This is a genomic window from Streptodolium elevatio (assembly GCF_053592165.1).
The window spans coordinates 139,224-159,883 of sequence record NZ_JBSFVE010000013.1; the positions used below are offsets into that span (position 1 = coordinate 139,224).

20 protein-coding genes are annotated in these 20,660 nt (G+C 72.4%); 14 read left to right on the plus strand and 6 right to left on the minus strand.

The window, feature by feature from the left end; all coding sequences use genetic code 11:
- Positions 1-201 precede the first annotated feature (201 nt).
- From ACWD12_RS23800 to ACWD12_RS23820, 5 genes are all read left to right on the plus strand, one after another.
- Positions 202-1,824: a YibE/F family protein gene (locus ACWD12_RS23800; protein ID WP_450101219.1), complete on the plus strand. Its 1,623-nt coding sequence runs from the start codon at positions 202-204 to the stop codon at positions 1,822-1,824.
- Between the two features lie 159 nt (positions 1,825-1,983).
- Positions 1,984-3,006, plus strand: a complete 1,023-nt coding sequence (locus tag ACWD12_RS23805) for a WD40 repeat domain-containing protein (RefSeq protein ID WP_450101220.1) — start codon at positions 1,984-1,986, stop codon at positions 3,004-3,006.
- Between the two features lie 370 nt (positions 3,007-3,376).
- Entirely contained in the window at positions 3,377-3,940 is a 564-nt protein-coding gene (locus ACWD12_RS23810) for a DoxX family protein (RefSeq protein WP_450101221.1), read from the plus strand.
- A 157-nt stretch (positions 3,941-4,097) separates the two neighbouring features.
- A complete protein-coding gene (locus tag ACWD12_RS23815) occupies positions 4,098-4,793 on the plus strand; it encodes a uracil-DNA glycosylase (protein WP_450101222.1) in 696 nt (231 codons plus the stop codon).
- Between the two features lie 252 nt (positions 4,794-5,045).
- Positions 5,046-5,693, plus strand: coding sequence for a hemerythrin domain-containing protein (locus ACWD12_RS23820; RefSeq protein ID WP_450101223.1), 648 nt, complete (start codon positions 5,046-5,048; stop codon positions 5,691-5,693).
- A 94-nt stretch (positions 5,694-5,787) separates the two neighbouring features.
- Here ACWD12_RS23820 and ACWD12_RS23825 read toward each other — a convergent pair whose 3' ends face one another.
- On the minus strand, positions 5,788-7,026 hold the full coding sequence (locus ACWD12_RS23825; protein WP_450101224.1) for a cytochrome P450: 1,239 nt from the start codon (positions 7,024-7,026) through the stop codon (positions 5,788-5,790).
- 341 nt (positions 7,027-7,367) lie between these two features.
- Here ACWD12_RS23825 and ACWD12_RS23830 point away from each other — a divergent pair, with 341 nt between their 5' ends.
- A complete protein-coding gene (locus ACWD12_RS23830) occupies positions 7,368-7,562 on the plus strand; it encodes a DUF2304 domain-containing protein (RefSeq protein WP_358363673.1) in 195 nt (64 codons plus the stop codon).
- Between the two features lie 113 nt (positions 7,563-7,675).
- Here the strand turns inward: ACWD12_RS23830 and ACWD12_RS23835 are convergent, their stop codons facing one another.
- The gene (locus ACWD12_RS23835) at positions 7,676-8,566 is read right to left on the minus strand and encodes a hypothetical protein (RefSeq protein ID WP_450101225.1); all 891 of its coding nucleotides are present in this window, start codon (positions 8,564-8,566) and stop codon (positions 7,676-7,678) included.
- Positions 8,566-9,696 (minus strand): SPFH domain-containing protein, encoded by a 1,131-nt coding sequence (locus tag ACWD12_RS23840; RefSeq protein WP_450101226.1) that lies wholly within the window; start codon positions 9,694-9,696, stop codon positions 8,566-8,568. The genes ACWD12_RS23835 and ACWD12_RS23840 overlap by 1 nt, the downstream gene beginning before the upstream one ends.
- 268 nt (positions 9,697-9,964) lie before the next feature.
- Between ACWD12_RS23840 and ACWD12_RS23845 the strand changes: the two genes are divergently transcribed.
- The 4 genes from ACWD12_RS23845 (at position 9,965) to ACWD12_RS23860 (ending at position 14,039) form a co-directional block, all read left to right on the plus strand.
- Positions 9,965-10,915: a universal stress protein gene (locus tag ACWD12_RS23845; RefSeq protein WP_450101227.1), complete on the plus strand. Its 951-nt coding sequence runs from the start codon at positions 9,965-9,967 to the stop codon at positions 10,913-10,915.
- Positions 10,916-11,197: 282 nt separating this feature from the next.
- Positions 11,198-11,950, plus strand: coding sequence for a TetR/AcrR family transcriptional regulator (locus tag ACWD12_RS23850; RefSeq protein ID WP_450101228.1), 753 nt, complete (start codon positions 11,198-11,200; stop codon positions 11,948-11,950).
- A gap of 32 nt (positions 11,951-11,982) precedes the next feature.
- Positions 11,983-13,191: an NADH:flavin oxidoreductase gene (locus tag ACWD12_RS23855; protein WP_450101321.1), complete on the plus strand. Its 1,209-nt coding sequence runs from the start codon at positions 11,983-11,985 to the stop codon at positions 13,189-13,191.
- Positions 13,192-13,265: 74 nt separating this feature from the next.
- Positions 13,266-14,039 carry a DUF3105 domain-containing protein gene (locus ACWD12_RS23860; protein WP_450101229.1) on the plus strand — a complete coding sequence of 258 codons (774 nt, stop codon included), beginning with the start codon at positions 13,266-13,268 and terminating at the stop codon, positions 14,037-14,039.
- A 126-nt stretch (positions 14,040-14,165) separates the two neighbouring features.
- Here the strand turns inward: ACWD12_RS23860 and ACWD12_RS23865 are convergent, their stop codons facing one another.
- Complete coding sequence (locus ACWD12_RS23865) at positions 14,166-14,624, minus strand: MaoC family dehydratase (protein WP_358363663.1); 459 nt, start codon at positions 14,622-14,624, stop codon at positions 14,166-14,168.
- A gap of 386 nt (positions 14,625-15,010) precedes the next feature.
- Here ACWD12_RS23865 and ACWD12_RS23870 point away from each other — a divergent pair, with 386 nt between their 5' ends.
- Entirely contained in the window at positions 15,011-15,451 is a 441-nt protein-coding gene (locus tag ACWD12_RS23870) for an STAS domain-containing protein (RefSeq protein WP_450101230.1), read from the plus strand.
- Here ACWD12_RS23870 and ACWD12_RS23875 read toward each other — a convergent pair.
- Positions 15,362-16,339: a sigma-70 family RNA polymerase sigma factor gene (locus ACWD12_RS23875; protein WP_450101231.1), complete on the minus strand. Its 978-nt coding sequence runs from the start codon at positions 16,337-16,339 to the stop codon at positions 15,362-15,364. The genes ACWD12_RS23870 and ACWD12_RS23875 overlap by 90 nt on opposite strands.
- 106 nt (positions 16,340-16,445) lie before the next feature.
- Positions 16,446-17,249, minus strand: a complete 804-nt coding sequence (locus ACWD12_RS23880; protein ID WP_450101232.1) for an SDR family NAD(P)-dependent oxidoreductase — start codon at positions 17,247-17,249, stop codon at positions 16,446-16,448.
- Positions 17,250-17,496: 247 nt separating this feature from the next.
- On the opposite strand from ACWD12_RS23880, the gene ACWD12_RS23885 reads away from it, so the two are divergent.
- From ACWD12_RS23885 to ACWD12_RS23895, 3 genes are all read left to right on the plus strand, one after another.
- Positions 17,497-18,261, plus strand: coding sequence for a FadR/GntR family transcriptional regulator (locus ACWD12_RS23885; protein WP_358363655.1), 765 nt, complete (start codon positions 17,497-17,499; stop codon positions 18,259-18,261).
- 40 nt (positions 18,262-18,301) lie between these two features.
- Complete coding sequence (locus tag ACWD12_RS23890) at positions 18,302-19,513, plus strand: acetyl-CoA C-acetyltransferase (protein WP_450101233.1); 1,212 nt, start codon at positions 18,302-18,304, stop codon at positions 19,511-19,513.
- 222 nt (positions 19,514-19,735) lie between these two features.
- The gene (locus ACWD12_RS23895) at positions 19,736-20,647 is read left to right on the plus strand and encodes an alpha/beta fold hydrolase (RefSeq protein WP_450101234.1); all 912 of its coding nucleotides are present in this window, start codon (positions 19,736-19,738) and stop codon (positions 20,645-20,647) included.
- Positions 20,648-20,660 lie beyond the last annotated feature (13 nt).

Sequence of the window (20,660 nt, forward strand, 5' to 3'; positions counted from 1 at the left end):
GGGCCCGGGCCGGGCGGGCCGGGGCAAGGTCCGCGGCAGGTCCCCGGGCAGGGTCCTGGACAGGTCCCCGGGCAGGGGCCCGGACCGACACCGGGTCGAGCTCCGGGGCGGATTCCAGGGCAGGGGCCCGGGGCCGGGCAGTATCCCGCGCAGGTGTCGGGGCAGGGGTACACACGCGGGGTCGGCTACGGTCCCGACGGCATGTCGAGCGGACGCGTCGCAGGCCCGCCCGCGGGGCGGCAGCAGCCCGCCTCACCGCCGCGATCGGCCCCCGGCGACGAGCCGCGTCCGGCGACGCACCGCGAGGGGGATCGCGACGCTACGCCGGGCGGGGGAACCGACGTACCGTCCGGCCGCCGGGCCGCGCGCGGCGGCCGCGAGGGCGGCGGACAAGGCGGACATGGGGGGCATGGCGATCGCGGAAGTCATGGAGGTCACGGCGGCCACTCGCACGCCCACTCGCACGGTCCGGCCATCCCCGCGTCCAAGCGGGTACGCCGACTGCTGGCGCTGATCCTGGTCCCCTTCGCGGCCGTGGTCGCGCTCGGCATGTTCGTGCTGTGGCCCGACCAGGACACCAAGTCCCATCGCGCGGACCAGGGGAAGGTCGCAACGGCGTACGGCGAAGTGACGTCGACCGCGGCCGTGTCGTGCGACCCCGCGGTGTCCGGCGCCGATGGCTCCGGTCCACCGGCCGGGGCTGCTCCGCCGGGTGCCTCTCCCGCGGAGGACCCGGCGGCGGCCGAAGGCGGTCTGCCCGGCGAAGGCGCGGGGCCCGCTTCGGGATCGGCACCCGCCGACGGCTCCGCCGCGGACACCGACCGGGGCTGCACCTCCGTGGCCGTCGACGTCACCAAGGGGCCGGGGCGCGGTACGACGGTCCGTCAACTCATCAGTCCCGGCGCCGGGTTGGCGGGCCTGAAGGTCGGTGACGAGGTCGTGCTCGACTACGCGGCCGACGCCCCGCCCGAAGCCCAGTGGACCATCGTCGACTTCCAGCGGGACAAGCCGATGCTGTGGCTCGCCGCCATCTTCGCCGTCGCCGTCGTCGCCATAGGCCGACTGCGCGGCCTGATGGCGCTCGTCGGCCTCGCCGGCAGCTTCGCCGTCCTGGTGTGGTTCGTCCTTCCCGCGATACTGCAAGGGAGTTCGCCGCTCCCGGTGGCCGTCGTCGGAGCGTCCGCGATCATGCTCGTGACGCTGTATCTCTGCCACGGATTCAGCGCGCGCACCTCCATCGCGGTCCTGGGAACCCTGGCCAGCCTGGCCCTGATCGGTGTGCTCGGCGAGGTGTTCATCGGCCTGACGCGGCTCACCGGGATGGCGTCCGAGGAGGCGTCGATGGTCCGGGCGCTGCACGCGGAGGTCGACGTACGCGGCCTGCTGCTCGCCGGCGTCGTCATCGGATCGCTGGGCGTGCTCGACGATGTGACGGTCACTCAGACATCTGCGGTGTGGGAGCTGAAGCACGCCAACCCGGCGCTACGAGCCCGCGATCTCTACCGCGCGGGGGTGCGCATCGGGCGCGACCACATTGCCTCGACCGTCAACACCCTTGTCCTCGCGTACGCGGGCGCCTCGCTGCCGCTGCTGCTCCTTTTCTCCGGATCCGACCTAGGCACCCAGGACGTGGTGACGAGCGAGATCGTCGCGGAGGAAGTGGTGCGTACTCTCGTCGGCAGCATCGGCCTGGTCGCATCCGTCCCGGTGACCACGGCACTTGCCGCGTTCGTCGCGTCCCGCGAGCAGGTGCCCGCGACTTCCGGCCACCACGGGCACGCCGCGCCGAAGCGCCACCGCCGCAAGCAGAAGGCGTCCGCCTGACCGTCCGTCGCAAGATCGAACTCGGGCCCGCGTGTCAACCGGAAACCGAACCGAGCGATGAAGTTTTCACAGCCGTAACACGGCGTCGAAAGGCTGTCCGCGCGGGGGCGATTCGTGGGCGCGGATCCCGGAGTCGCGCAACCGGACGAGAGGACCGCGATGGGTGCGATGGCGACGCAGGCCGCTCCGGGATGGGAACGCCAAATCGACGATGTGCCCGCCGCGTTGGCGGTATCGGGCACATTGTGTGTGGTCGCCTGCCAAAGCGGGCCCGCACATCTTCTCGACGCCGCCACAGGGCAGTTGCTGGCCCGGCTCGTCCTGCCCGGCGGGGCGCGGCGCGTACGGTTCTCGCCGGACGGCAGCGTGGTGGCGCTCGCGGGCCCGCGCGGGTACGCGCTGTGGCGCGTCGCCGACGGCGCGGTGATGACGCGTACGACCGACACCCCGGCGGAGTTCGCGTGGTCGGACGACAACCTGTGCGCGGTCGCGTGCGGCGGCACGGTACGCATCTTCGAGGCCGACCGCGGGCTCGAGCAGTGGCGGCCGGTCGACGGCGCGGTGACCGTCGACGACGTGACGTGGTTCGACCGGGGCAACACGGTCGCGGTGGCGCTCGGCGGCGAGGTGCACGCGTTCTCGCCGCGCGGACGCGTCGCGGCGTGGTCGTACCCGTCGCCGGTCCGGGTGCTCGCGGGCGGCACGGACGGTGCCTGGCTCTGCGCGGCGGGCGACGGCCCCGGCGTCTACATCCGCGGCATCGGCGGCACCCACGAGGACCTTCCGACGCAGGGCCCCGGGCTCATCGACGGGCTGTCCGTGGACGGTACGGGCCAGTGGCTCGCGGCCGAGGTGGACGCCGGCCTGACGGTGTGGGACCTCGCCGCCCGCGGCGGCCGGGTACGCCCGCGCCCGCGGCGCCTGGAGGCGCGCGTGGCCATGGGCGTGGCCGCGTGGCGCCCGGCCCGGGGCGCGGTCATCGCGACCGGCGGGCTCGACGGCGCCCTCTCGCTGTGGGACGTCAGGGCCGGCTCGGCGCGGCGTACCGCGACCCCGGTCGCCCGCCGCTTTGCGGGCGCGCCGGTGACGGCGTTGGCGTGGCTGCAGTCGGACGTCCTCGTCCACGCGGACCGCTCGGGCCGCGTCACCGCCCAACACCTCGCCGAACTCGCGGGCCGCTGACCACCTCGGGTCACCTTGGCCGGTGACCGCCCCGGTCACGCGCGCACAACGTCGCCGACGACTGTCGGCACCCGAATCGTGACTGGGCGTCACTTCGCTGTTCCGCAAGGAATCGTGCCGTTTCCGTCAGGTGATCCTTGACCCCGGCGGGGGTGTGCCCATCAATGGGGTGGGGACGCGGGCGCGCGTACGGTGCGCGAGTCCCGTCCCACCGGGATGACCTGCGCCACGGCACACCTGGGGGTGTGTCCGGTAGGTTGCCTAGGCAATGTGACGGTGGGTCAGATCCGGTCGGCCCCCCGCGGTCCGCGTGGCGTGCCGTACCGCCCGAAACGGCGGCGGACGCGGTGGCGAAAAGATGAGGTGGGCGATGTTCGGCAGGAAGAAGGCGGCCTCGGTGGGCAAGGCGGCCGACGGCACGGGCAAGGACGTCGCGGCGCTGGTGCTGCGTGCCACCCTCGGCCCGATGCTCTTCGCGCACGGCTACAACAAGGTCGCCGGCCCCGGCGGCCTCAAGGGCACCACGGGCTGGTTCGAGGCGCTCGGCCTCAAGCCCGCCGAGGTGCACGCCAAGATGGCCGCCGGCACCGAGATGGCCGCCGGTGTCGGCCTCACGCTCGGCATCGCGAACCCGCTGCCCGCGGCCGCGACGGTGGGCCTGATGTCCGTGGCGGCGCGTACCGACCACCGCGGCAAGGGCTACTTCGTCTTCAAGGGCGGCTGGGAGTACTGCGCGGTCGTCGGCGGCGCGGCGGTCGCGCTCGCGGGCCTCGGCAACGGCAAGTACTCGGTCGACCGGCTCTTCGGCCGGGACTCGTCGGGCGCCAAGCCCGCGCTGGTCGCCGCGGGCCTCGGCATCGCCAACGCCGCGCTGCTGCTGAAGCTCTGCTACAAGCCCGAGCAGAAGGACGAGAAGCCGGACGAGACGGTCTGACGCGTCCTCAACTCCGCATGCGGGGGCGGCGCCCGCCGGTCGATGCACCCGAACCGGCGGGCGCCGCCCCCGTTGTCCGCTCGGGCGACTACGTTTGGGAGCACACCAAGTCGCCCGGCCGGACCGCCGTCCGTGGACCGGGCCGACGGCCGTACCAATGCGTGGAGGTTGTGCTGTGCAGACGTTGCCCGAGTCGTGGCGCCCGGTGCTCGCGGAGGAACTGACCGCGGACTACTACGCCGCACTCACCGCGTTCGTCGACGCCGAGCGCGCGGCACACCAGGTCTTCCCGCCCGAGGCCGAGGTGTTCTCCGCCCTGGAGGCGACCGCCTACGACGACGTGAAGGTCCTCATCGTCGGGCAGGACCCGTACCACGACGACAACCAGGCGCACGGCATGTGCTTCTCGGTGCGCCCCGGGATCAAGGTCCCGCCGTCGCTGCGCAACATCTACAAGGAACTGGGCACCGACCTGGGCCTGACCGTTCCGAACAACGGCTACCTGATGCCGTGGGCCGAGCAGGGCGTGCTGCTGCTCAACACCGTGCTGACGGTACGCGCGCACGAGGCCGCCTCGCACAAGGGCCAGGGCTGGGAGCGCTTCACCGACGCCGTCATCAAGTCGGTGAACGACCGTGAGAAGCCTGTGGTGTTCGTGTTGTGGGGTGCGCACGCCCGCAAGAAGGCCGCGCTCATCGACACCGGGCGCCACGTCATCGTCGAGGGCGCGCACCCGTCGCCGCTGTCCGCGAAGAAGTTCTTCGGCAGCAAGCCGTTCTCGCAGATCGACGCGGCCCTGGAGAAGATGGGCCACGACAAGATCGACTGGCAGATTCCGAACATCGAGCAGTAGCCGGTTCGTTCGCCCCTTCGCGGCGTGCGTGCCGGGCCGACCCGTCGGCATTCGGTCGCATCCGGTCGTGGAGGGGCGTTTCCCGAAGCGGCGACCCCGGTCCGCCGGGGTGGACGCCGCCGGGAACGATCGACTTGCGACCAGTTCCGAAGAACGACGAAAAACCGTCTTGTAGTGCCGAATTACGACGCCGCGGTGTGCGAAGCTGTGGGGCTCAGCCGACCGAGTCCGAGCACCTCACTGGCGGTCCCCGTGGCATCACCCGTCGTTCAGCCGTCCGCACCCCTCGACCTGACCACGGGCTACGTCGCGCACCGCGCCCTGCGCGAGGAGTTGGCGCGCCTCACCGTCGCCACCCGCGAGGTCAACCCCGCCGACATCCGGCAGTCCAGGGCCGTCGAGGACCACCTCGCCCTGGTGCTGCGCTTCCTCGCCGCGCACCACCGCGAAGAGGACGCGTTCGTCTACCCGCGCGTGCGTGCCCGGCTGCGGGTCCCCGCGGCAGGGCGGGTGTTCGTCGCACTGGAAGGCGACCACGACTCCCTGGACACCCTCATGCGCCGGGCCGGCGACGTCCGGGTCCCGCTGCGCGAGCGTTCCCCGGTCGTCGGCCGACTGCACGACCTGGTGGCCCGCCACACCTACCAGGAGGAACGCGAGATGTTCCCCCTGATGCGCCGGCACGTCGGCAACCACGAGCAACGCCGCCTGCTGCGGCGTACGTTGCGGACGTGGGGCCGCGACATGCCGGCGTTCGTCGCCCTGTACCTCCACCACGCCGACCCGGTCGAGCGCATCCGCATCCTGCGGGTGGCCCCGACCGGGGCGGGCGTGATGTGGCACCTGTCGTGGCGCCGCAGGTACGCCCGCCGCCGCGCCGAGGCGTACGGCCTGGTCTAGGTCGCGGGCCGGACCGGCGGAGCCGGGGAGCCGGACCGGGCCGGCCCGGACCGAGCGAGCCCGGGTGCGATCCCGGGCAGGGCCCGTCGGCTGATCAGGCCGGGATGATGCGTACCGGCATGTCCTTAACGCCGTTGAGGAAGTTCGACCGCATCCGCCGTGCCGGGCCGGTGAGTTCGACGCGCTCGATCTTCCGCGCCAGCGTCTTGAACATGATCTCGAGTTCCAGCTTGGCCAGGTGGCGGCCCAGGCAGAAGTGCGGACCGCCGCCGCCGAAGCCGAGCATCGGGTTGGGGTCGCGGCCGATGTCGAAGGTGTGTGGGTCGGCGAAGACGTCCTCGTCGTGGTTCGCCGAGCTGTAGTACACGATCACCTTGTCGCCGACCGAGATCTTCTGGCCGCCGAGTTCCGTGTCCTGCACGGCGGTTCGCCGGAACGCGTTGACGGGGGAGACCCAGCGCACGATCTCGTCGGCGGCGGTCGGCGCCAGGCCGTCCGGGTCCTCGCGCAACCGGGCCCACTGCTCCGGGTGTTCGATCAGCGCGAGCATGCCGCCGGATATCGCGTTGCGGGTGGTCTCGTTCCCGGCGACCGCGAGCAGCATGAAGAAGAGGTCGAACTCCAGCGCGGTGAGCTCGTTCCCGTCGCGGTCCGGCTGCACCAGCTTGGAGACGATGTCGTCGACCGGGCACGCGCGCTTCTCGGCGCCGAGCTGGTCGGCGTACTGGAACATCTCCATCTGCACCGCCTGGCCGGCCTCCAGGCCCTCGCCGAGGTCGGGGTCCTCCGCGCCGACGAGCTTGTTGGACCAGTGGAAGAGCTGGTGCCGGTGCTCTTGCGGGACGCCCATCAGGTCGGCGATCACCACGAGCGGCAGCTCGGCGGAGGCCATCGTGACGAAGTCGCCCTCGCCCTGCGCGACCGCCTCGTCGACGATGCGCTCGCACGCCTCCTCGACCTTGCCCCCCAGGGTCAGCGTGGTGCGCGGCGTGAAGCCGCGGTTGACGATGTTGCGCAGCCGGGAGTGCTCCGGCGGATCCATGTTGAGCATCATCAGGCGCTGCGTGTCGAGCGCGTCGCCCACGGGTTCCTGGAGCAGGGACAGCCGTTCGTGGGACGAGAAGATCTCCGGGTTGCGGGACACCGTCACGACGTCGGCGTGCCGCGTCACCGCCCAGAAGCCTTCGGGGACTTCGGGGTCGGGGTGGCGGTGGACGGGCGACTCGCGGCGCAGCGTCGCGAAGGCGGCGTGCGGGATGCCGTCCTCGTAGGCGTCGGCGGAGTAGACGTCGAGGTCGGCGACGTCGGATGCGGCGGGTGCGGGGTGGGGCACGGCGGACCTCTCAGGACGGAAAAGGTACGGGCGGTGCGCGAGGTGGTACGGCTCGTTGGAGCGGTGCCCGGAGCATGCCACGAGGCCTGCGCACGGGGAAGACAGATTCCCTGACGGTCCGGGCGTACGGGTGATCTGTCCGGGACACGCCGTCGCCGGGTGCGCCGCACATCGAGGGAAAGATGACGCTTTGCTACTTTATAGACACTTTCGGTAGTCGTTCCGATGCTGTGCCGCAAGCGCCACAAGCGCCCCAGGCATGGGTCAAGCCACCAAATCCCCGGTCGCGGCAAAGCGTGCCGTCCCCAGCGCTTCCCCCTGCGCCCTTTCGAGGAGTCCCCATGGCTTTGAACATCTCCACCGTCGTCCTGCTCGGCGTGATCATGTTCCTTTTCATCCGCAAAGGCGGCATGAAGATCTGGCACGCCGTCGTGTGCGTGCTGCTCGGCTTCTACGTGGCCGGCACCGCCATCGCGCCGAGCATCCGGACGAGCGGCAACAGCGTCGCGAACCTCCTGGGCAACCTCAACTTCTGAGGGCCCCGCGGCAGGCACGGGTACGCCGGGTCCCACCGGCGTACCCGGCACGCCGCCCCCCCGCGAGTACGGCCCGCCCGACCCCCCGACCCGACCCACCCGGCTTATCCGGGTCACACGACGAGGCGCAGCCGCTTCCCGGCCGTGCCGACGTCCACCCGCTCCCCCCACGACAGGACAAGGCGGTCCGCCTCGATCCCGTCGCCGAACGCCACCAGCCCCTCGGACTCGACGGTCAGCGACAGCGTCGCCGACCCGTTCAGCGTGCCGTGGGTCAGGCCGGTTGCGGTGGTGGGGGAGGCCCACGCCTCGCGTACGAACCACGCCAGTTGCTCCTGCGTGGGCGTGGGCAGCGCGGGCGCGCCCGGGCGTTCGCGCTGCACCGAGCCGCACCATCCGGTCGACCCTGTCCCGGTGCCGACCAACACCCCCGAGGACGCCTGCCGTTCGGAGCGTCCGTCGGGGGTGGTGATGCGGTAGCGGGCGGTCTGGTGCGTCGGGTGGCCGAGGAACACCTCGTTGAGTGCGGTGAGGGTACGCCCGTCGTCGGTGCGGGCCTCCGCCATCGTGCGCATCTCGCAACGCGCCCGGCCGCCTTCGACCTCGGCGAACAGCCGTACGCAGTCGTCGGCTTGATGCCGGGTCAGCAGTCCCTCGCCGCCCGGGTCGGCCTTGACCCCGATGACCGGCTGCCCGTCGAGGTACTTGGCGACGTTGGCAACCAGGCCGTCCTGGCCGACGACCACGACAACGTCGTGCTCGTCGAACAGGAAGCGGTCGAGGTCGCCGCGCTCCACGCTGCCGCGCCGCCAGTGCGCGGGCACCGAGGCCCCCGCGCGGGCCAGCGCGTCCTGGACGACGTCGGCCCCCTTCTCCAGACTCGACGAGCTGAGGCCTTTGTTCTTGAGGAAGAACCGGCCCTGGTTGACCGTGCCGTGCCGGTTGATCAGGTCCTGCAGTGCGGACTGGCGGTGTACGAACACCGCCCTGGGCACCTGGGCCATCAGGCGCGGCCCTGGTTGATCGGGTCGTCGTTGTACGGGCTCTGCGGATTCTGCGGGCTTTGCGGACTCCGTGGACTCCGCGGGCCTTGCGGGCCGAGGGCGTTCGGAGCCGCCGGGCCGTCGGGGCCGGGCGGCCGCGACCCGCCGAGCCGGGCGAGCGCTCCGCTGATGAGGTCGGGCGTGATGTTGAGCGTGCCGATGTTCGGGAACTGCTCGGCGAGTTCCTGGGCCGCGAGGGCGAGCAGCACCGCCGGATCGGCGTTCGCGTACGCCGCGACATGCGCGGCATGCGCCTCCGCCTCCGCGGCGCCGAGTACGCGCCGGTTCTCCGCCGCCGTCGCGGCGGCCAGCCGGTCGCGTTCCGCCCGCGCCTCGGATTCGATGCGGGCCGCGGCGGCCGTCTCCTCCGCGCGCCGACGGTCGTTGAGGCCCTTGCGCTCGACCAACTGCTCCTCGCGCCGGGCCAGTTCGATCTGGTTCTGGAGTTCGTTCTCGGCGATGGCCCGCTCGCGCTCGACGGCGAGCGCACGCCGCTCGAACCCGGCGGCGTCGGCGGCCTGTTGCACGCGCTCGCGGGCCGGCGCCTGGAGGGCGCGCTCCAGGTCGGCGTCGGGGCGGATCGAGGTGATGCGTACCCCCAGGACGGAGACGCCCGAGTCGCTGAGCCGCGCGTCCTCGGCCAGGCCCGTGGCCACGCGCGTGCGTACCTCGGTCAGTCCGCGCGTGACCGCCTCCGTCAGGTCGAGCCCCGCGAGGGTATCGACGGCGTGCTGCTGCGCGCTTTCGGTGAGCAGGGACGCGAGCTGGTCGAGGGGAGTGGACCGCCATTGGCCGGTGCCGGGGTCGACGCCGAAGTCCAGCCGGGTGGCGGCGACTCCGGGGTCGGTGATGCGGTAGGTCACGGTGCCCTGCACGGTCGCGTCCTGGAAGTCGCGCGTGCGGACGTGGAAGAGCACCGGCAGTTCGCGGTCGTCGATCGGGACCTCGCTGAGCGCCGCGATCAGCGGCCGGAACCAGAACGCGAGCCCGAGGCCCTCGTGGACGACCTCGCCGCGGCTCTGGTGGCGTACCCACTGGACCGGATCGGCGCGCAGGTGGCTGACGAACGGGCGGCGCTGGATGTGGACCATCGGAACTCCCCCGGGGGCGGGTGGACGGATCAGGCTGATCTCATGTCGTCATGATGACGATAACCAGGGCGCGTGTTTCTCGTCAACGAGACGAATTCGGTCGGCGGTCGGTTCCGGTCACCGGGTCCAAAGTCCCGCCCGGCCGGGACCAACGACCGGGGCAGGCGCTCAGATGTGGTGATACCCATCGGAACGGGTACGCGTCCCGCTGTCCGCCAAGACGCGCGCACCCTGCGCCGACCTGTGCGCCCGAGCCGTGGAGGAACACGTGAACACCGCAGTCGAGACGGCCAAGCCGTCGATCCCCGGTCCCGCAGGGGCCTCCCCGGGGCTCGTGGTCGTCGGTACCGACGGATCCGATCCCGGCATGCGCGCGGTCATGCGGGCCGCCGCCGAAGCGGTACGCCGCGGCGCGATGCTCCGCATCGTGCACGCGGTACGCGTCCCCACCGCCGCGCCCCCGCACCCCAAGGGCAGCCCCGAGGGCCGCGAAGTGCCCGACGCCCCCGCCCAACAGGCCGCCGCCCGCCTCGTCGAAGCCGCCGCCGCCCGCGTCCTGCACCGGCACCCGGAACTCTCCGTCGAGGGCGATGTCGGCGTCGGCCTGCCGGGCGACGTCCTCCTCGAAGCAGCCGGAGAAGCCGAGTTGATGGTCGTCTCGTCCCGGGGCCGCGGCGGGTTCGCGGACCTGCTGCTGGGCTCGGTGGCCCGCTTCCTGGCCGCCCGCACGCCCTGCCCGCTCCTCGTCGTCCGCGGCGAGCACGGCGATCCGAGCGAGGACGGCGACCTCGTCCTCGACGGGGGCAAGGTCGTCGTCGGCATCCAGGGCGAGGGCGACGCACCGACCGCCCGTGCGGCGTTCGGGGAAGCGCGGCGGTGGGGGCTGCCGGTCTTCGCGGTGCACGCGTACGCCTGGCCCGGCTACGTCGGCCTCTCCGGCCCCAGTCCCGAGGACCTCAAGGCGGTCACCGAGGCGCACGCCGTCTGCCTCGACAGTGCGCTCGGCCAGGTCCGCGGGCTCTACCCGGACGTCCTGAGCACCGAGCAGGCGGTCCTCGGCGACGCGGCCGGCACCGTCGTCGAGGCCAGCTCGGACGCCGCGGTCGCGGTCGTCGGGGTACGCCACCGCAACGGCCTTTTGCGGCACTGGGTCGGCCACGTCGCCCACGCCGTCATCGAACACGCCCGCTGCCCGGTCCTGATCGTCCCCCTGGCCTGACCGCCCCTCCCGCCGACCCGGCCACCCGCGGCCGCCGACCGGCCCACCGTCCCCCGTCGGACCCTTCCTCCGGACCTTCCGGCCCGGCCGCCCGGTCCGACTGTCCCGGTCCGGCTACCCCCGGCCCGGCCACCCCGCCCCGGCCAACCCCGGCCAGGCCCCGCCTTCCGTCTGGCCGACACCCTCCGGAGCGCATCCGCCGGTACACGTTCCCCCGGTCCTTCGCGGGAGCTTTCAATCAGTGATTGAAAACTCTCGCGAACCGTGCTGTCATGGCCGCCCATGAGCACCCGCGGCAGGACCACCGGAACCACCGGCCGAGAGCGCGTACCGAACGGTGCGACGGCCGCGACCCGGGCGCGCCTGCTGGCCGAGGCCGAGCGCCTGTTCCTCGCGCAGGGCTACGAGAAGGTCTCCGTGCGCGCCGTCAACGCCGCCGCCGGCATGAACCCGGCCGCCGTGCACTACCACTTCGGCTCCAAGGAGGCCCTGGTCGTCGCGCTGCTCCAACAGCGCCTCGGCCCGCTGTGGGCGGACGGCCTCGACGCGCTCGGCGCCCGCCGCGCGGCCGGCTGGGTGCCCGAGGCCGCCGAACTGGCGGCGATCATCGTCCGCCCGTTCGACCGGCTCGTGCGGACACCCGACGGCCCCATGCTGCTGCACCTGCTGGCGCGCGTTGTCCTCAACAACGACAAACTCCCTTGGAACGAGCCGTGGTTCGGCCACCGGCCGTGGCGCGAACTGCTCCAGCTCATGCGCCCGGACCTCGGCGCCGACGCGGTGCGCGACCGCTGGCGGCTCGCGTTCACGCTGCTGCTCCAGACGTACGGCGAACCCCTCGCGCCCGCCGACCGGCTCGGCGCCACCCCGCCGCCCGACCCCCGCCAAGTGGTCGCCTTCATCGCCGCCGGGCTCGACGCCCCCGACCCGGCGGCCGACGACCGTCCCGGCGCGCCCGGCGGCACGTCCGCCGGTGTGCCCACCGATCCGTCCACCGCCCCCGGTCCCACCCCCGATCCCGCCCCCGAAGGGTGAACGCCTTGACCACGCCCATCGACACCCCCGCCATGCGCACCCCCGCGGACGCCGCACCCGACGTCCTCGCGCCCGCCAAGCTCGGGCCACTGACGCTGCGCAACCGCATCATCAAGGCCGCCACGTTCGAGGGCGTCACGCCGGACGCACTCGTCACCGACGCGCTGATCGACTACCACGTCAAGCCCGCTGCGGGCGGCATCGGCATGACCACCGTCGCGTACTGCGCCGTCGCACCCGAGGGACGCACCGACCGGCACCAGATATGGATGCGGCCCGAAGCGGTGCCCGGCCTGCGCCGCCTCACGGACGCCGTGCACGCCCAAGGCGCCGCGGTGTCCGCCCAGATCGGCCACGCCGGCCCGGTCGCCAACGCCAAGTCGAACCGGCTGCCCGCGCTCGCGCCCGGCCGGCTCTTCAGCCCGATCAGCATGAAGACCAGCAAGGCCGCGACCGAGGAGGACATCCGCCGGGTCACCGAGGCGCACGCCAACGCGGCCCGCACCGCGGTCGAGGCCGGGTTCGACGCCGTCGAGATCCACCTCGGCCACAACTACTTCGCAAGCGCGTTCCTGAGCCCGAAGCTGAACCGCCGCAAGGACGCGTACGGCGGCGCGCTGGAGAACCGAGCCAAGGTCGCCCGCGGCGTCGTGCGCGCGGTGCGCGACGCGGTCGGCGACCGCATCGCGGTCACCGCCAAGCTCAACATGGCGGACGGCGTGCCGGGCGGCATCTGGCTCACCGAGAGCCTGCAGACCGCGAAGTGGCTGGAGGAGGACGGCGGCCTCGACGCCCTCGAACTGACCGCCGGAAGCTCGCTGTTGAACCCGATGTACCTCTTCCGCGGCGACGCGCCCATCCCGGAGTTCGCGGCCACCTTCCCGCAGCCGACGCAGCTCGGCATCAAGCTGATGGGCAAGAAGTTCTTGATCGCGTACCCGTACCAGGAGGCGTTCCTGCTGGAGTACGCCCGGCAGTTCCGCGCCGAGATGAAGCTGCCGCTGATCCTGCTCGGCGGCATCACCAACCGCGAGACGATGGACCTCGCGATGGCCGAGGGCTTCGAGTTCGTGGCGATGGGCCGGGCCATCCTGCGTGAGCCCGACCTGATCAACCGGATAGCCGCCGACGAGTCCCGACGGGCCGTCAAGTCCCTGTGCATCCACTGCAACAAGTGCATGCCGACCATCTACAGCGGTACGCGCTGTGTCGTCGTGGACCCGGAGCCGCCCCGCACTTGAGGCGCGTTACGCTCGGCTACTCGGGACCAGCGGGTCCGACGGGCGCCGGGAGCGGCTTCATCGGGAGGGGCAGCATGTCGAGGACGCCACGGGGGAGTTCGCGCCGACGTGTGCGGGTGTCCGAAGCGGCCGCGGCCGCCGCGCTGTTCGCGGTGTTCGGTCTCACCGGATGCGCCGACGGCGGAGCCGAGGACCTGGTGAAGGGCAAGAACGAGGACGAGGCCGCGGCGTCGGCCACCGCGAAGGGCGACGGAGGCAAGGGCGGCGACGCGGGCAACGGCGGCACCCGGCCCAAGGTTTCCGGCAGCCCGGCCCCCGACGGCACTGGCGACGACTCCGGCTCGGACTCCGGGTCCGACGACCAGCCGGGGGCCACGGTCACCGACAAGGCGGTGCCGGCCTCGAACGCCGTCTCGCCGATCGACGGCGTCGTCGCGTACACCGTCGAACGCACCCACGAGAAGCGGCGCGTCGTCTATGACCTCACGCCTCCCGCGGGCGGCGTGCACAATGCGCGCTGGCTCAACTGCGGCATATACCGGACCGAGCAGGACGCGAGCATGGCCGTGCACTCGATGGAGCACGGCGCGGTGTGGGTGACCTACCGGCCGGACCTGCCGAACGACCAAGTGGCGGAACTGGAGACGCTGTTGGGCGGCCCCTTCGTGCTGTTGACGCCGTACGACGGTCTCCCCGCCCCCGTGGTCGCCAGCGCGTGGGGCGTGCAGCTCGCGTTGGAGTCCCCGGCGGACCCGCGCCTGGCGCAGTTCGTGTCGTACTACCGCGAGGGGCCGCAGACGCCGGAGCCCGGAGCGCCCTGCACGGGCGGGGTCGGCAGCCCGCGGTGACGACGGCGCGGCGTGGCGCGGCGGGCCGGGTGCGGCCCGCCTCCGCCCACGCCGCGCGCCGACCGTACGCCCGCCCGGAACACCTCGGACCCGCCGGTCACCCGGCGTCGCGGTCCGGCCGACGCCTCAGGCCAGGTAGCGCGTCAGCGACTCGATGATGCAGGCGGGCTTGGTCTCACCCTCGATCTCGACGGTGATCTTGATGGTCACCTGGATTCCGCCGGGGACATCGCTCACCGCCGCGATCTCGGCGCCGCCCCGGATGCGCTGGTTCACCCGCACCGGGTTCGGGAAGCGGATCTTGTCGACGCCGTAGTTGACGCCCATCGAGATGTTCTGGACCTCGACGATCTGCGGCAGGAAGAGGTTCGACAGCGACAGCGTCAGGTAGCCGTGCGCGATCGGCGCCCCGAAGGGGCCCTCCTTGGCCTTTTCGACGTCCACGTGGATCCACTGGTGGTCCCCGGTCGCGTCCGCGAACAGGTTGATGCGGTCCTGGGTCACCTCCAGCCACTCGCTGTAGCCCAGGTGCTTGCCCAGCGAATCCTTGATCTGCTGCAGATCCGTGAACGTGGTGACGGCCATGAAATCTCCCTGACGAACGGTCTCCGGCACCCCTTGTATAGCAAGCACGGCGCATCTGACGGTCCGCCAGGTGGCGCTTGTCATACGGGAATCCGGCGCACCGACGACCCGGCACCCGGCCTCGCCCGGCCTGGGACCTGCCCGGCTCCGTCCCCACTCCCGACACCCACGGCCCGATCCGCGTACCGGGTCCGCCCGACCCCGCACGCGGATGATCACGTTCGGTCGTCGGCGACCGATGAGTTTCGGTGGTTGGGGCGGTCTGCATAGGTGGGCCGGGATGTTCACGGCGGCCCGTGACTTGCCGCGTCCCGGCCGGTCCGCACACGTGTGCGGTTCCGGGTCGGCCGCGGCCTCGGCGGGAAGTCGGCGGAAGGGGTACGACGGTGAAAGTGCGTGTCGTCGCGGGGGCGGTGGTCGTGGACATCGGCGCGTTGGTGCGCGCCGATGTCCCGGGCCTGTGCGCGCGGGTGGACGAAATGCTGGCCCGGGTGCCGGGTGCCCGCCTGGTGTGCGACGTAGGGGCGGACTGCCGGGCCGATCTCGCACTGGTCGACGCGTTGGCGCGGCTCCGGCTGCTGGCGCGGCGCCGCGACCGGGCGTACCAGATCAGGGACGCCCCGCCCGCACTCACCGACCTGCTGGGACTCGTCGGCCTGCGCGGCGCCGTACCGGTCACGGGGCCGCCGGGGTTGCCAGGGCCGCTGAACCGCGCCCCGGCGGCCTCGGACCGCGCGCTACGACTCCAGGCGGTCCGGGAGCCCGAAGAGGGGGAACAGGTGCTCGGTGTCGAGGAACGAGTTGAGGCCGACGATCCGACCCTCTGAGATCTCGATGACCTGAAGCGCCCACGGCTCGTGCAGGCCGGGCCCGGCCGGACGGTACTGGCCGAACGCGGGTGTGCCGTTGGCGGCGACCACCGGGATCATGCGCGATCCACGGCATCCGTTGCCGACGCCGAGCATCCAGGCACGGACCTCGTCCGCGCCGCGCAGCCACAGCTCGAACGGCGGCATGGACAGCGTGACGTCCTCGTGCAGCAGGGAGGCCAGGCCGTCGAGGTCGTAGCTCTCGAACGCCTTGACGTACTTGGCCAGCAGCTCCCGCTGCGCCTCGTCGTCGGGCTCCTCGAGGTCGGTCGACGCGACGTCGACCGCGGCGAGGGTGGCACGGGCGCGTTGCAGGGCGCTGTTCACGGAGGCGACCGAGGTGTCGAGCAGTTCGGCGACCTCGGACGCCTGCCACGCCAGCACCTCGCGCAGGATCAGGACGGCGCGCTGGCGGGCCGGCAGGTGGTGGAGCGCGGCGACGAACGCCAGGCGCACCGAGTCGCGCGACACCACCACGTCGGCCGGGTCGCCACCGACCAGCACCTTGTGGTCGGGAGTCGGCGCGAGCCAGGTGTTCTCCGGATGCGTCGTCAGCGTGGGGTTCTCGGCGGACCCGACCGTCGTGAAGTCGGTCGGACGCGCCTTGCGCTCCTTGCCGTTCAGCATGTCGAGGCACACGTTGGTGGCGATCCGGTACAGCCACGACCGCAGGGCCGAGCGGCCCTCGAACCGGTCGTACGCGCGCCACGCACGCACCATCGTGTCCTGGACCGCGTCCTCGGCCTCGAAAGGCGAACCGAGCATGCGGTAGCAGTAGCCGGTCAACTCCACCCGGTGCTTCTCGAGTGCGAGTTCCAGCGTCGCGGTTCCGTCGGCGTCGATCACGATTCCGAGCTTAGGACGGCCCACCGACAAACGGCCCCCGGATGTGCGATTGACAACGCGGGGGCCGCCGGACGGCAACTCAGTGCCACCGTTTCGAGGCGTTTCGCTACGCTGTGCGCTCTTCCTCCGGGACGGGCGCCCAGGCGACCCCGTTGATGTGGCTGCCTCCGCCCACGAACAGCGTGTTCCCGGTGACGTACCGAGCGTCGTCGGACGCCAGGAAGACGGCGACCCCGCCGATGTCGTCCTCCGGGTCGCCCATGCGTCCCATGGGGTTGCGGGATTCCGCCTCCGCGGCGCCGGTCGGGTTGATCTTGGCGTACGCCGCGAACGCCTCGGTCTTGGCGCCGGGGCAGATGACGTTGGCGCGGATCTGGTGCGGCGCCCACTCGCGGGCGGCGGTGCGCGTCAGCGCGCGCAGTGCCTCCTTGGCGATGTTGTACTCGGCGGTGAACTGGTGGGCGTTCACGCCGTTGAGCGAGCAGATGTTGACGATGCTGCCGCCGCCCGCGCCGCGCATGTGCGGGAACGCCTCGCGCATCGTCCACCAGCCGGACCACAGGCCCATGTGCAGCCCGTGGTCCAGGAGTTCGTCGGTCTTGTTCTCCAGGCGGTTGATGCGGCCGCCGCCCCAGGCGTTGTTGACCAGGACGTCGATGCGCCCCCACCGCTCGACCGCCGCGGTGACCAGGCCCGTCGCCTGCTCCTTGACCGTGACGTCGGCGGGGACGACGAGCACGTCCACACCGAAGTCCTTCCTGATTTCCTCGGCCGCCGCCTCCGCGGCCTGCGGCCGGATGTCGTTCACGAGGATTCGTGCGCCCTCCGCGGCCATCTTGCGCGCGATGCCGCGCCCGATTCCGGCCCCCGAACCGGTGATGACCGCGACCCTTTCCCGCAGTCGTCCCATTGACCCGCCTCCCGTGCCCAATTATTTGACTTAGTTAAGTTCCTATGACGCTGCGTCAAGATCCGCAAGTACCTTGAGGACGCGGTCGCACGGCAACCGCGAAACCCCGGGGCCGGGAGGGGTGGTCCGCGCCTGGCGACGACAGCCCGGCTCGGGAAGGTGGGGCTGCGGGCGGGCGCCATACCTTACTATCTTTAGCAGGATAGAACCGCTCGTCAGAGCCCGTCAGACGGGAACCGGGACCCACATGCGTCAGCGGCAGATGCGCCAGCCCAGGCTGGCCGAGATGGTCTCCGACGACCTGCGCGAGGAGATCCTCGCCGGACGCCTGCGCCAGGGCGAGAGCCTGCCCCGGCAGGAGGACCTGATGGCGCGGTTCAACGTCAGCGGCCCCTCGGTCCGCGAGGCGCTGCGGATCCTGGAGACCGAGGGCCTGGTGACGGTACGCCGCGGCAACGTCGGCGGCGGGACGGTGCACCTGCCGACCTCGGCGCGCGTCGCGTACACCCTCGCCCTGGTCCTGGAGGCGGAGCAGGCACCGCTCGCCGACCTCGGGTCCGCCGTCATCGAACTGGAGCCGATCTGCGCCGCGCTGTGCGCTCAACGCGCCGACCGCGCCGACTCCGTCGTCCCCGCGCTGCGCGAAGTACTCGCCGAGCAGCGGGAGATGACGGGCGACGCACCCGCCTTCAACGAGGCGGCACGGCGTTTCCACGAGGTGCTGGTGGCCGGCTGCGGCAACGCCACGCTCTCACTCGTCGTCGGCGGCCTGGAGCAGGTGTGGTCGCGGCACGAGGAGGAGTGGGTGCGCGAGGCGTCGGCGGCCGGTTCGCAACCCGCGCGCGAGGCGTTCGACGCAGGCCTGCGCGACCACGAGAAGCTGGTCGACGCCATTGAGGCGGGCGACTCGGCCCGCGCGTCCCGGATCGCCGGCCGGCACCTGGACGCGACGCAGCGCTACACGGGCCGCGAGGACGCGGCCCGCAGAGTGCGGTCCCGACTCGTGCGCTGAGGCGCGCCGGTCCGTCGGGCCGCCCGACCTGGAGGCGGATATGCGCGAGGCGGTCATCTGCGAGCCACTGCGGACACCGGTGGGACGGTACGGAGGGGCGTTCCGCGACGTCTCCGCCGCCGAGTTGGGTGCGACCGTGGCACGCGAACTGGTGCGCCGCACGGCGCTGCTCCCCGAGCAGGTCGACGACGTCATCCTCGGCCAGTGCTACCCGAACGGCGAGGCGCCCGCGATCGGCCGGGTCGTCGCACTCGACGCGGGCCTGCCGGTGGAGGTGACCGGCCTTCAGATAGACCGGCGCTGCGGATCGGGGCTCCAGGCCGTGCTGTACGCGGCGATGCAGGTGGCGGCCGGGGTGAGCGACCGCGTGCTCGCGGGCGGCGTGGAGAGCATGAGCCAGACCGCGTTCTACTCGACGCAGATGCGCTGGGGCGCGCGCGGCGACGGGATCGCGCTGCACGACGGGCTGGCCCGGGGCCGGGTCACCGCAGGGGGCCGCAACTTCCCAGTGCCGGGCGGGATGCTGGAGACGGCGGAGAACCTGCGGCGGGAGTACGGGATCGGCCGGGCGGAGCAGGACGAACTCGCATACACCTCGCACATGCGCGCCGTCGCGGCGCAGAAGTCCGGGGCGTTCGCGCACGAGATCGTGCCCGTCACCGTTCCCGGCGGCCGCAAGGGGGATGTGCTGGTCGACACCGACGAGCACCCACGGGCCGACACAACCGTCGAAACCCTCGGCCGCCTGCGGCCCGTGATGGGGCGTCAGGACGCGGAGGCCACGGTCACCGCGGGCAACGCCAGCGGACAGAACGACGGCGCCGCGCTGTGCCTGGTGACCCACCGCGACGAGGCCGAGCGGCTCGGCGTGCGCCCGTACGCCCGCCTGGTCGCCTGGGCGGTGGCCGGGGTCCCGCCCGCGACGATGGGCATCGGCCCGGTGCCGGCCACCGCGAAGGCCCTGGAGCGTGCCGGGCTGACGCTGGCGGACATCGACCTGATCGAGCTGAACGAGGCGTTCGCCCCGCAGGTTCTCGCGTGCACGCGCGAATGGGGCTTCGGCGAGGCCGACTTCGACCGGCTCAACGTGAACGGCTCGGGCATCTCGCTCGGCCACCCGGTCGGCGCCACCGGCGGGCGCATCCTGGCGACCCTGCTACACGAGATGCGGCGGCGCGACGCGCGGTATGGCCTGGAGACCATGTGCATCGGCGGCGGCCAGGGGCTGACCGCCGTCTTCGAACTGCTGTAGCACCCGGCCCGCGCTCCGGCCGGCGTCCCACCCGGCTCTCCCACCTCGGCCCTCCAACCTCGGCTCTCCGGGACCGCACTTCCGCTGCGCGCATCTGGATCATTCACGCCGCACGCGCGAGGATGCCGCCGCACGGCTCGGCATGTGCACAGTACATATGCAGGACACGGCCCCACATGCAGTACACGACTCCGCACGACTGGCACACCGCAAGGAGAAACGATGGACCCGACGCCTCGTCAGGTACGGTTCTCGGCCCTCGAGTACGGGACCCGCAACCAGCAGGGCGCCCCCCTCGACGTGGTCGCCGACCGCTGGGACCCGGACGGGCCGCCGCAAGGCACCGTGCTGCTCCTGCACGGCGGCGGGCAGGCTCGGGGCTCGTGGACCCGCTCCGCCGCCGCGCTGGCCGCCCACGGCTGGACCGCGCTGGCGCTCGACCAGCGCGGACACGGCGACAGTGACTGGGCCGCCGACGGCGACTACACGATCGACGCCTTCGTCGCGGACGCCCGCGCGGTGGCCGACGCCGTCGCCGCGGAGCAGGGCCGTCCGCCGGTCCTGGTCGGCGCGTCGCTCGGCGGCTGGGTGTCGCTGCTCGCCGAGGGCGAGGCGCCGGGGCACGCGCGGGGGCTGGTGCTGGTCGACATCACGCACCGGACGGAGCGTCAGGGAGTGGACCGCATCCGCGACTTCATGCTCGCGCACCGGTCGGGCTTCGCCTCGCTCGACGACGTGGCCGACGCGCTGCACGGCTACCAGCCGGACCGGCCCCGCCCCACCGACCCGGCCAAGCTCGCCCGCAACGTACGCCGGCACGCCGACGGCCGCTGGTACTGGCACTGGGACCCGGCCTTCATGGGGAGCCTCGGCGCCGATGGCGGCCGCGGACCCGAGGTCACCCCCGAACGCCTCGCGGACGCGGCCCGGAAGGTCGCGGTGCCGACCCTGATCGTCCGCGGCCGCCAGTCCGACGTGGTGAGCGTCGAGGCGGTACGCGAAATGCTGGCGCTGATACCGGGGTCCACGTTCGCCGACGTCGCCGACGCGGGCCACATGGTCGTCGGCGACGACAACGACGTGTTCACCGGTGCGCTGGCCGGACTCCTCGACTCCGTGGCCGCCCTGGGTTAGCATCGGCCGCGCT